Source organism: Mesorhizobium sp. M9A.F.Ca.ET.002.03.1.2 (assembly GCF_003952365.1).
Lineage (GTDB): Bacteria > Pseudomonadota > Alphaproteobacteria > Rhizobiales > Rhizobiaceae > Mesorhizobium.
Window position 1 is genome coordinate 2,908,170 of record NZ_CP034443.1, and the last position, 10,944, is coordinate 2,919,113.

Below are 10,944 nucleotides of genomic sequence, written 5' to 3' on the forward strand. Positions count from 1 at the left end.
GAAGGCAGCGGCATGAACGACCTTGGCGTCATCGATCGCTTCATGGAGACCTTCATCCGCTACATCGACAGCGGGTTCGGTCTGCTCTCGGGCGACGTCGCCTTCCTCACTACCATTCTGATCGGCATTGACATCACACTTGCCGGCCTGGCGTGGGCGCTCGGCGAGGAGACCAGCGTTCTCGGCCGGCTTGTCCGCAAGGTGCTCTATGTTGGCGTCTTCGCCTTCATCCTGAACAATTTCAAGAACCTCGCCGATATCATTTATCGTTCTTTTGCCGGTCTCGGGATTAATGCGTCGGCCGGCAATCTGTCGGCAGACAATCTCCTGCGCCCGGGCCGCATTGCCGCGACCGGTTTCGAAGGTGCTTGGCCAATGCTTGACCAAGCCAGTCAGCTCCTGGGCTTCCCGGAAATCTTCGGCAACGCACTGACCATCTTCGTGCTGCTGATGGCCTGGTTCCTGGTCATCATCGCCTTCTTCATCCTTTCCATCCAGCTTTTCATCACTATCCTTGAGTTCAAGCTCACCACGCTGGCAGGTTTTGTTTTGGTTCCATTCGCACTTTGGAACCGTTCAGCGTTCCTGGCCGAACGCGTGCTCGGCCATGTTATCTCGTCAGGCATCAAGGTGATGGTGCTCGCCGTCATTGTCGGCATCGGCTCCACGCTCTTCGGGGAGTTCGCTTCCGCATTGCAAGGCAAGGAGCCGGATCTGGCCGCTGCCATGTCCCAGGTACTGGGCGCACTGGCACTGCTTGGCCTTGGCATTTTTGGGCCGGGGATCGCGTCGGGTCTTGTCTCAGGCGCACCGCAGCTTGGCGCGGGCGCCGCCCTCGGCACGACCGCGGCGGCAGCGGGTGTATCACTCGTTGCTGGAGGCACGGCATTTTCTGGCGCGCGTATGGCAACCAGCGGCGGTCTCGCCGCCATCCGCGCCGGCACAACAATGGGATCGGCTGCTTCCACGTCCTGGCAGATCGGGCGCGCAACCTCGCCCGACGTTGGCCTCTCCGGTGTGGCTGCTGGAATGCATGGTGTAACCAGTGCCGCTGGCGGCGCCGCTATACGCGTAGCGCGATCCGCCACTGCAAGTGTTGGGCGCAACGCCGATGCCGGGCGCGATGCCGCGTGGACCGCGACCGGCGGCACGCCGACCGCGTCAATGACCGAGCGCTCTGCCGGTTCGGCCACTGTTTCGGCGCCGACGTGGGCAAGGCGCCTACGTTCTGAACAGACCGCCCGTGCACATCGCCACGCTGCCATGCAAGCTGTCCGAGACGGAGACCGGCCGGGAGGCAGCGCCAACCCCTCTCTCAACGACAAGGATGACTAGATGCTCTTCAAGCGACCCGTGCACCGTTACGGCAAAACACCCGAACCGGTCACGCCGTATCAAAAAGCCGCCCAGCTGTGGGACGAGCGCATCGGCTCATCTCGACTGCAGGCCAGGAACTGGCGGCTCATGGCCCTTGGGTGCCTGGCCTTGGCGACCGGACTTTCCGGCGGACTCGTATGGCAGTCGATGCAAAGCCGTGTCGTGCCTTACGTCGTCGAGGTCGATGGCTTCGGCGAGACGCGCGCCGTCGCGCCGGCAATCCGGAATTATGAGCCCTCGGATGCTCAGATCGCCTGGCATCTCGGCCGCTTCATCCAGAATGTCCGTTCCGTTTCCACCGATCCGGTTTTGGTACGGCAGAACTGGTTCGCAGCTTACGACTTTGCTAGCGATCGCGCAGCGCTCTTCCTCAACGAATACGCCAAGGCGAACGACCCCTTCGGTCAGATCGGAACGCGCAGTGTCTCGGTACAGGTCACCAGCGTGGTCAGGGCCTCCGAAAGTTCATTCCAGGTCAAATGGACCGAGCAGGTGTTTGAGCGCGGAAGCCTTGCCAGCACGATGCGCTGGACTGCGATCCTCACGATCGTGATCCGCTCGCCAAGCAATACGGATCAGCTGCGCAAGAATCCGCTCGGCGTCTTCATCAACGCCATTGACTGGTCACGCGAGCTCGACAGCGCCGTCCCACCCCCCTTTCTCCGACGGAGTCCACCAATGAAAGATAAAATGTCACCGATTCGTGCCGTGCTGATCCTATCGGTGTCGGCAGCGGTCGTTTCCGCTTGTGCATCGAAGAAGGTGCCGCCGCCTGAGATTTCCTATGACGCTGCTGACTTCAAACCGGCCGCGATCGAGAAGGCGCCGGAGAGGCCGATTAGAATTGTCGAGGTGCCAAAACCACTGCCGCTGCCTGGCCAATTGCAGCCCGAGTCCGGCAAGGCCGAGGACAAGCGCCCCCCTGAAGAACGCGTCGCTGATGCCAACAAAGCCGCGACCCAGCAACCCACCAAGTACGGGTATGTTAATGCCGTGCAAGTCTACCCCTTCACCGATGGCGCGCTTTATCAGCTCTATGCCGCGCCGGAGCGCGTGACCGACATCGCTCTGCAGCCGGGCGAGAAACTAACCGCCGTGTCGGCTGGCGACACCGTGCGCTGGGTCATAGGCGATACCGCAAGCGGCACCGGTGACAATCAGCGCACCCATGTTCTGGTGAAACCCTTCGCGCCGGGTCTTGCCACCAATGTCGTCATTACGACGGACCGGCGGACCTATCATTTGCAGCTTCAAAGCACCGAGAAGACAGCAATGGCGGCAATCTCCTGGACCTACAGCCAAGACCAGATCATCGCGCTTCGCCAGCGCAATGCTCAAGCCGAGGCAGTTACACCGGTCGCGTCGAATATCGCGCTCGAAAACCTTCGCTTTCGCTACTCGATCAGTGGCGACACACCGCCCTGGAGACCGACGCGAGCCTTCGACGACGGCAGCAAGGTCTATATTGAGTTCCCTCGTCGCATAGATCAGGGCGAGGCGCCACCACTCTTCATCGTCGGCGCAGATGGGAGCAGCGAGCTCGTCAACTATCGCGTGCGCGGCAACTATTACATCGTCGATCGGCTCTTCGCCGCGGCCGAACTTCGCCTCGGCACCAAGCAGCAGCAGGTGATCCGCATCAGCAGGATTGACGACAGGCAACCGCTACGGCGGATCTCGCTCTTTTCGCGTTCCAGCCGGTGAGGTGAGGGCTCATGATCGAAAATTCCCGCTCTGGCATCCCGCCGAAACTGGATCCCGAGGAACTGCAGCTTCGGGCCTCTCCCCGCCGCGTGGTGCGGTTCAGGCGCGGTGTGATCATCGCGATCGCAGCGCTCGGATCCGGCGCTGTGTTCGGCGTTGCCATGATGGCGCTCCAGGGGCCGGCCCTTCGCATCAGGGATCAGGCGGAAGATCCCTACAGCACTGAGCGCAAACCAACCGTCGAGGGACTCGATACGCTTCCCCATGACTATTCCGGCATGAAGCCGAAGCCTCCCGTCCTTGGGCCACCTTTGCCGGGCGACCTCGGTCGCCCCATCCTCGAGCGGCAGCGCCAGCTCGGCATCGTGCCGGGTCAAGACATCTCGGCCGAGGAGCAGCGTCTAGCGCAGCAGGCGATCGAAGCGCGTGAATCGCAGGTGCTTTTCCGTGTCGAAAATCGAGCTCAACAGACAGATGTCGGTGAGAGCGTGCAAACTGCTCAGCATCCATTTGAGGCACTTCCCCAATCCGAAGCAGCACGCGCGTCAGCCTCGGTGGCGCCGGCGGAAGGCGACCAGAACAATCAGCAGCGAAAGCTTGATTTCCTCAGCCAGCGGAGCACTGGCGGGATCTACAATCCGCATGCGCTGCAGACGCCGATCTCGCCGTATCAACTGATGGCTGGCAGCGTGATTGCCGCCAGCCTGATCACCGGCATCAATTCCGATTTGCCGGGCCTTGTCGTCGCGCAAGTCACCGAGAATGTGCACGACACGGTCACGGGCAACATATTGCTGATTCCGCAGGGCTCACGTCTTATCGGCGTCTACGACAGCGTCGTCGCGTTCGGGCAAAAGCGAGCGCTGCTGGTCTGGCAGCGCATTCTGCTGCCCGACGGCTCGTCGGTCGAAATCGACAATCTGCCCGCGAGCGACACCGCCGGCTACGCAGGGCTGGAAGACAAAGTCGATTTCCACACCTGGCAGCTGATCAAGGGGGTGGCGCTTGCCACATTGCTCGGTGTCGGCACGGAATTCAGCCTCGGCGAAAACGAGAGCGATCTGGTCAAGGCGATCCGGGAATCAGCCCAGCAGAACGCCAGTCGAGCCGGCCAGCGCATCACCGAAAAAAACCTCAATATCCAGCCCACCATCATCGTCCGCCCAGGTTGGCCACTGCGCGTCATCGTGCACAAGGACATCGTGCTGCGGCCATACGCGAGTTGAGCAGGAGTTACCATGGCTGACCTGAAACTTGGAAAGCTTCCAGACCGAACAGCTTCGAAGATCACCATTACCGTCAGCGCGGAGCTGGGCCAAACACTCAAGGAGTATGCTGCACTTTACCGTCAGACCTATCGTCAGTCTGAAACCGTGGCAGAACTCATCCCTTTCATGCTGGCGGCGTTTCTGGAAGGCGACCGAGCCTTTGCCAAGGCCCGAAAAGAAGGTCTGCCGACGGAGCTTGCCGAAAAATCGTGACTCCTCCGCTAGAGGCAGCTGGAACATTGCCTAGCTGTCGCGGCCTACCTGCTCCTCGCGAAGCATAGGATCAAACACCTTGGAATGCAGGTATGCGTAAGAGAGGATGTGGAAGGAAATACCGCGCAACAGCCTAAGTTTGCATTTTCGATTGGATGCGGTAGTCGCCTATGAGCGGTCAAAATGAAACGCAGCTGGTTCGCGATCGACCAAACGGCGAGCGCACTGTGCTTTGCTCAGACCGCCACCGAGTGCCTCGCCGTTCCCCCTTTGAAATATGTATCGAACTTGGCCGCGATGGTTCGAACGAAGGGGCGACTTTCAGCCCGTACGACGAAACTGTCGCCATCGAATTCAAGCGCTCGGGCAGGATCGTGGAGGGCGATGGACCTCGAGCGATGAAGGAGCTTCTCGCCGGCTTTGCCGAACCGCTCCACCAGATCGACTGCCGAGAAGGCAAAATCACACATCAGCCGCTCGATTATCCAGCCACGGACGCGATCGTCGTCGGAAAGGGCAACGCCCCGGACGGCAGCCAACCCGCCATCCGCAACCATGCGCCCGTACCCGGCAGTCGAAGCCATGTTCTGCACGTAGCCTTGGCGAAAACGACCGATGGACGAAGGGCCAAGTCCGATCAGTGTCGGGCAGCGATCCTCGGTGTAGCCCTGAAAATTGCGATGCAAAACCCCTGCGCGGGCCGCTATGGCCAGCGCATCGTCGGGCTTCGCGAAATGATCGAGTCCTATTGCCTCATATCCCTTGGCGACAATTGCCCGCGCCGCGAGTTGAGATTGGGCGAAACGCTCGGTGGGACTCGGCAGCCATGCCTCGTCGATCATCGTCTGATGCTTCTTGAACCAGGGCACATGTGCGTAGCCGAACAGAGCCATCCGGTCTGGTTCCAAGGTCAGTGCCTGCGCCACCGTGGAACAGATCGTCTCGCGTGTCTGATTCGGGAGCCCGTAGAGCAGGTCCAGATTGACCGATTCAACGCCCCGCGAACGAACCCCGTCGACGACTGCCTTGGTCTGCAAAAAACTTTGCTCACGATTAATTGCTTTTTGCACTTGCGGATCGAAATCCTGCACGCCGAGGCTCGCCCGCGTTACGCCGATTTGAGCAAGCGCATCAAGGCGCGCCTTGTCCATGTCGTTGGTTCCGATTTCGATGCTGACCGTAGCATCCGGGAGAAGGTCGAAGCTGTCCCGCAAGGCCGCTCCAAGAGCAACCATGTCATCGGGCCTCAGCATCGTTGGCGAACCGCCACCGAAGTGGATTGCACGGACATGTGCCTTGCCGCTCACCAGACCGGCAATCGTGACGATTTCGGCATTCAGCGAGCGCAGATAAGCGGCCACCGGCTCATATTGGTGCGTCTGCTTGGTGTGACAGGCGCAGAACCAGCAGAGCTTGTCGCAGTAAGGAATGTGCAAATACAGCGAGATTTCGTCGCCACTTTCCAGCGCCTCCAACCAGCCACGGTAAATGGCAGCATCGACCCCGGAATGGAAATGCGGCGCCGTCGGATAGCTTGTGTAGCGTGGGACGTTCTCGCTGAGTTTGACAGCTATTTCCGATTGCATCTCGCGTTCACCGTGTTGCCCGCCGAACACTGCACGCATCGCTGAAGCAGACCCTGATCTCGATCAGCCGCGCGCATGGACAAACCGCCGCAGGACTTCTCTACCCTGGATGGGTATCCTGCCGGCAGTTAGGATCGGGTAAAGCGAACGCATGACCTTTCGGCAAGACATTCATACTTCCGGCATTCCTGTTCTTTGCCTCCCTTGCGAGGCACGGCGTCGCGGTGTCTGCGGTGCGCTCGATCCAGACAATTTGGTTGGGCTCGCCAAGACTTGCTCGCGTCGCCGGATCGAGTCAGGAATGGAGTTGACCGGCGAGGCACAGAACGTCGACAGCTACTCGAACGTGCTTTCAGGCGTGGTAAAGCTATCAAAGAGCCTGTCGGATGGGCGCCAGCAGATCGTCGGTCTCCAGTTTGCACCGAATTTTCTGGGACGTCCTTTCAAGGTGGAAAGCTCGATCAATGCGGAAGCGGCAACAGCAGTCACGCTGTGCTCGTTTCCGCGAGCGGCCGTCGAACGGATGATGAAGGCGTCACGGGAATTCGAGCATCGCCTGCTCAAACAGACGCTGAATGAACTCGATGAGGCGCGCGAGTGGATGGTGACGCTGGGGCGCAAGACAGCTCCGGAAAAGGTGGCGAGTTTTCTCCTCATGATGGCCCGGAATATCGATTCCAGTCTCGACGCGGCTTCCAGGTCAGCGTCCTTCGATCTGCCGCTGACGCGTGCCGAAATCTCTGATTTCCTTGGAATTACCAACGAAACCGTGAGCCGCCAACTGACGCGATTGCGGGCTGACGGGGTGATTCGGATTGAGAACGCACGCCATGTGACGGTGGACAGCATAAGCCGTCTGGAGAAGCGCTGTGGCGGCGGACGCGAGCGGCCCTAAGCGGCGAGGCCCATGTCGCATGGCTCCGGGGCGGGCCGTGCTTGCCTTCTAATGCGATGTCGCCGCGCCTTCGAAGAAGCGGCGTCACGGTCGAGACAGACAGCTTTCGGGCTTTGATAGGGACGACGACCAATCGCCAGGTGTGTTTCGGCACATACCGGCGAAGCACGGTCCTTAAGCTGCCACGGCTCGGCCGAACGATCGCGTTCGTTTCCAATGGGATCCGAACAACGTTTGGCAGGGCATCGGCAATAGCATCCAACGCGTCGCAGAGCCTCAGCTTTCGCCTCAATCGATCGCGTCTGCGCCCGCCCAACCCAGGGAACGCCTTCCATGAGGGGGTGAGCCCGCGCTGCGTTCCTCGTTCATTCGCCACCTGCTGATTGCGCCGCCGACACAAAATCGTGCGGCCTGACATAGATCAGGGCGAGGGGGCGGCGGCTGCGCAATTAGTGCGCTGCGGATTTGGCATCCACCAGATTCGAGATCGGGATCTGCAATGAAATTCGGCACAGAGATCGTCCTTCTAAGCGTGTTCGCTTTTGCGGCCCTGGTGGCCGCCGGCTTCGGCGTGGATGAACCTTTCCGCCGACATATGTGGGTGTTGTTCTTCGCAGTGGCTGGTTTCACTGCGATCCTGTTGCGCAACACGGAGTTCAAGCCAGCAGCTCCGATTGACCCATCCGCTTACATGGATGGTCCGATCCGCTACGGCGCGATCGCCACCGTGTTCTGGGGTGTCGTCGGGATGCTGGTCGGCGTGGTGATCGCGCTTCAGCTCGCCTATCCCGATCTCAACATCCAGCCCTGGTTCAATTTCGGCCGTTTGCGGCCGCTGCATACATCCGGTGTCGTCTTCGCCTTCGGTGGCAACGCGCTGCTTTGCACGTCTCTGTATGTCGTGCAGCGCACCTGCCGCGCCCGCCTCTTCGGCGGTGATCTCGCCTGGTTCGTCTTCTGGGGCTACCAGCTGTTCATCGTCATGGCCGCGACCGGCTATCTGCTCGGCATCACCGAGGGCCGCGAGTACGCCGAACCCGAATGGTATGTGGATGTCTGGCTGACCATCGTCTGGGTCGCCTACCTCATTCTGTTCCTTGGCACGATCCTGAAGCGCAAGGAACCGCATATCTACGTCGCCAACTGGTTCTACCTGTCGTTCATCGTGACCATCGCGATGCTGCATGTGGTCAACAACCTGTCGATGCCAGTCTCGTTCCTGGGCTCCAAGAGCTACTCCGCCTTTTCCGGGGTCCAGGACGCGCTGACCCAATGGTGGTACGGCCACAACGCGGTCGGCTTCTTTCTCACCGCCGGCTTCCTTGGCATGATGTATTATTTCGTGCCCAAGCAGGCGAACCGGCCAGTCTATTCGTACCGGCTGTCGATCGTCCATTTCTGGGCGATCATCTTTCTCTACATCTGGGCTGGCCCGCATCACCTGCACTACACCGCCTTGCCAGATTGGGCGCAGACGCTCGGCATGGCGTTCTCGATCATGCTGTGGATGCCGTCCTGGGGCGGCATGATCAACGGCCTGATGACGCTGTCCGGCGCCTGGGACAAGCTGCGCACCGATCCGATCATCCGCATGATGGTGATGGCCGTCGCCTTCTATGGCATGTCGACCTTCGAAGGCCCGATCATGGCGATCAGGGCGGTCAATTCGCTGTCGCATTATACCGACTGGACCATCGGCCACGTCCATTCGGGCGCGCTCGGCTGGGTTGGCATGATCTCGTTCGGCGCAATCTACTACATGGTGCCGAAGCTCTGGAACCGTCACCGGCTCTACTCGCTGCGGCTCGTCACTTGGCACTTCTGGCTGGCGACACTCGGGATCGTCGTCTACGCCTCGGTCATGTGGGTGTCAGGCATCATGCAGGGCCTGATGTGGCGTGAATACGACCAGCAGGGCTTCCTGGTCTATTCCTTCGCCGAAACCGTCGCTGCCATGCACCCATACTACGTCATGCGCGCCATCGGTGGGGCCATGTACCTCTCCGGCGCCCTTATCATGGCCTGGAACATCACCATGACCATCCTCGGCCACCAGCGCGAGGAGGAGCCGATGCCGAGCCCCGTCGCCATCCGACCTGCGCGATCAGGAGCCAGGTAATGGGCTTGATGGACAAACACGCAATCATCGAGAAGAACGCCACGCTTCTTCTCGTTGGCTCGCTGCTCGTGGTGACGGTCGGCGGTATCGTCGAGATAGCGCCTCTCTTCTATCTCGACAATACGATCGAGAAGGTGGAAGGCATGCGCCCCTATTCGCCGCTCGAACTTGTCGGGCGCAACATCTATATGCGCGAGGGCTGCTTTCTCTGCCATAGCCAGATGATCAGGCCGTTCCGCGACGAAGTTGAGCGCTATGGCCACTACAGCCTGGCTGCCGAGTCCATGTACGATCACCCCTTCCAGTGGGGATCGAAGCGCACCGGGCCGGATCTCGCCAGAGTTGGCGACCGCTACTCGAATGCATGGCATGTCGCGCATCTTACCGACCCGCGCTCGGTGGTGCCGGAATCGATCATGCCGAGCTATGGGTTCCTGAAAGACACGCCGATCGACGTGAAGGATTTCTCGACGCATCTGGTCGCCAACAGGCGTGTAGCCGTCCCTTACACCGATGACATGATCGCGCACGCCAATGCGGATCTGGCGGCGCAGGCCGATCCCAATGCCGACACATCAGGCCTTGAGGCGCGTTACCCCAAAGTCAAGATCGGCGACTTCGACGGCAACCCGCAACAGGTCACCGAAATGGATGCCCTGCTCGCCTACCTGCAGATGCTTGGCACACTGGTCGACTTCAAAAATTACGACGAAGCCGCCGGCTACCGCTGAGGAGAACGCTGATGACCTACAATTTGATGCGGGCGTTTGCCGACAGCTGGGGCCTGGTTGCGATGGCGCTGTTCTTCGTCGGGTGCATCGCCTTTGCCCTACGCCCCGGCAGCCGAAGGCTGGCCGACGAAGCTGCCCGCATTCCGCTCGAGGACGAGTGATCATGAGCGACGAGCACATCGATGAGGTCTCCGGCGTCTCAACCACCGGCCATGAATGGGACGGCATCAGGGAGCTCAACAATCCTCTGCCGCGATGGTGGGTGATTACCTTCTACGTCACCATAGCGTGGGCGCTCGTCTATACGACCGCATACCCGGCATGGCCGATGCTGACCTCGGCAACCAAGGGCATGCTCGGCTATTCAAGCCGTAAGGACGTCAAGAACGACCTTGCCGCGGCCGAGGCCGCCAAGGGCAAGTATGTTGCAGCCATCCAGGCAAAGAGCGTCTCGGAGATCTTGACCGACGATGCCTTGCGCGAATTCGCGGTCGCTGCCGGGGCTGCCGCGTTCAAGGTCAACTGTACGCAATGCCACGGCTCCGGCGCTCAGGGGTCGAAGGGCTTTCCCAACCTGAATGACGATGACTGGCTCTGGGGCGGCAGCCCCGACCAGATCAAGCAGACGATCACGCACGGCCTCCGCTTTGCTTCCGATCCGGACACGCGACTGTCAGAAATGCCGGCCTTCGGCGACATCATCACCGCCGACCAGATCGCACAAGTCAGCGCCTACGTGGCCAGCCTTTCCGGCAAGGTCCGCGATGCAAGTCTGATCCAACCCGGCGCCAAGGTCTTTGCCGAGAACTGCGTCGCTTGTCACGGCGACAATGCAAAAGGCAACAGGGAATTCGGCGCCCCCGACCTGACTGACGCGATCTGGCTTTACGGGTCCGGCGAGACGGCCATCGCCGCCCAGGTTCGTGCGCCAAAGCAGGGCGTCATGCCGGCCTGGGTTGGCCGTCTCGGCGAGATCAAGGTCAAGGAACTTGCAGTTTATGTCCATTCGCTTGGCGGCGGAGAATAGGAATGGAAGCCCTATTCTTCGGTC

General features: G+C 60.5%; 10 protein-coding genes and 1 pseudogene. 10 read left to right on the forward strand and 1 reads right to left on the reverse strand.

Annotation, left to right across the window (positions count from 1 at the left end):
* Positions 1-12: 12 nt before the first annotated feature.
* From trbL to EJ066_RS14130, 5 genes and pseudogenes are all read left to right on the forward strand, one after another.
* The gene (gene trbL / locus EJ066_RS14110) at positions 13-1,335 is read left to right on the forward strand and encodes a P-type conjugative transfer protein TrbL (RefSeq protein WP_091595791.1); all 1,323 of its coding nucleotides are present in this window, start codon (positions 13-15) and stop codon (positions 1,333-1,335) included.
* Positions 1,336-1,956, forward strand: a pseudogene (gene trbF / locus EJ066_RS14115) (conjugal transfer protein TrbF); the annotation flags it as partial.
* A 111-nt stretch (positions 1,957-2,067) separates the two neighbouring features.
* A complete protein-coding gene (gene trbG, locus EJ066_RS14120) occupies positions 2,068-3,081 on the forward strand; it encodes a P-type conjugative transfer protein TrbG (protein ID WP_164746653.1) in 1,014 nt (337 codons plus the stop codon).
* Between the two features lie 11 nt (positions 3,082-3,092).
* Complete coding sequence (locus tag EJ066_RS14125; RefSeq protein ID WP_091595787.1) at positions 3,093-4,307, forward strand: TrbI/VirB10 family protein; 1,215 nt, start codon at positions 3,093-3,095, stop codon at positions 4,305-4,307.
* Between the two features lie 12 nt (positions 4,308-4,319).
* Positions 4,320-4,562, forward strand: a complete 243-nt coding sequence (locus EJ066_RS14130; RefSeq protein WP_029354949.1) for a DUF2274 domain-containing protein — start codon at positions 4,320-4,322, stop codon at positions 4,560-4,562.
* A 236-nt stretch (positions 4,563-4,798) separates the two neighbouring features.
* On the opposite strand, the gene hemN is transcribed toward EJ066_RS14130, so the two are convergent.
* The gene (gene hemN, locus EJ066_RS14135; RefSeq protein WP_091595897.1) at positions 4,799-6,148 is read right to left on the reverse strand and encodes an oxygen-independent coproporphyrinogen III oxidase; all 1,350 of its coding nucleotides are present in this window, start codon (positions 6,146-6,148) and stop codon (positions 4,799-4,801) included.
* A 151-nt stretch (positions 6,149-6,299) separates the two neighbouring features.
* Between hemN and EJ066_RS14140 the strand changes: the two genes are divergently transcribed.
* The 5 genes from EJ066_RS14140 (at position 6,300) to ccoP (ending at position 10,920) form a co-directional block, all read left to right on the forward strand.
* Entirely contained in the window at positions 6,300-7,043 is a 744-nt protein-coding gene (locus EJ066_RS14140; protein ID WP_091595785.1) for a Crp/Fnr family transcriptional regulator, read from the forward strand.
* A 499-nt stretch (positions 7,044-7,542) separates the two neighbouring features.
* Positions 7,543-9,162: a cytochrome-c oxidase, cbb3-type subunit I gene (gene ccoN, locus EJ066_RS14145; RefSeq protein WP_091595783.1), complete on the forward strand. Its 1,620-nt coding sequence runs from the start codon at positions 7,543-7,545 to the stop codon at positions 9,160-9,162.
* Positions 9,162-9,893: a cytochrome-c oxidase, cbb3-type subunit II gene (gene ccoO, locus EJ066_RS14150; RefSeq protein ID WP_091595781.1), complete on the forward strand. Its 732-nt coding sequence runs from the start codon at positions 9,162-9,164 to the stop codon at positions 9,891-9,893. Before ccoN ends, ccoO begins: the two co-directional genes overlap by 1 nt.
* A gap of 11 nt (positions 9,894-9,904) precedes the next feature.
* A complete protein-coding gene (locus tag EJ066_RS14155; protein WP_024502864.1) occupies positions 9,905-10,054 on the forward strand; it encodes a cbb3-type cytochrome c oxidase subunit 3 in 150 nt (49 codons plus the stop codon).
* 2 nt (positions 10,055-10,056) lie between these two features.
* Positions 10,057-10,920 (forward strand): cytochrome-c oxidase, cbb3-type subunit III, encoded by an 864-nt coding sequence (gene ccoP, locus EJ066_RS14160; RefSeq protein ID WP_029354960.1) that lies wholly within the window; start codon positions 10,057-10,059, stop codon positions 10,918-10,920.
* The last annotated feature ends 24 nt before the right edge of the window (positions 10,921-10,944 follow it).

What these genes read in the sequence shown, in the direction of transcription:
- trbL (WP_091595791.1), top strand. Translation starts at nt 13, where the DNA reads ATGAACGACCTTGGCGTCATCGATCGCTTCATGGAGACCTTCATCCGC.
- trbG (WP_164746653.1), top strand. Translation starts at nt 2,068, where the DNA reads ATGTCACCGATTCGTGCCGTGCTGATCCTATCGGTGTCGGCAGCGGTC.
- EJ066_RS14125 (WP_091595787.1), top strand. Translation starts at nt 3,093, where the DNA reads ATGATCGAAAATTCCCGCTCTGGCATCCCGCCGAAACTGGATCCCGAG.
- EJ066_RS14130 (WP_029354949.1), top strand. Translation starts at nt 4,320, where the DNA reads ATGGCTGACCTGAAACTTGGAAAGCTTCCAGACCGAACAGCTTCGAAG.
- hemN (WP_091595897.1), bottom strand. Translation starts at nt 6,148, where the DNA reads ATGCAATCGGAAATAGCTGTCAAACTCAGCGAGAACGTCCCACGCTAC.
- EJ066_RS14140 (WP_091595785.1), top strand. Translation starts at nt 6,300, where the DNA reads ATGACCTTTCGGCAAGACATTCATACTTCCGGCATTCCTGTTCTTTGC.
- ccoN (WP_091595783.1), top strand. Translation starts at nt 7,543, where the DNA reads ATGAAATTCGGCACAGAGATCGTCCTTCTAAGCGTGTTCGCTTTTGCG.
- ccoO (WP_091595781.1), top strand. Translation starts at nt 9,162, where the DNA reads ATGGGCTTGATGGACAAACACGCAATCATCGAGAAGAACGCCACGCTT.
- EJ066_RS14155 (WP_024502864.1), top strand. Translation starts at nt 9,905, where the DNA reads ATGACCTACAATTTGATGCGGGCGTTTGCCGACAGCTGGGGCCTGGTT.
- ccoP (WP_029354960.1), top strand. Translation starts at nt 10,057, where the DNA reads ATGAGCGACGAGCACATCGATGAGGTCTCCGGCGTCTCAACCACCGGC.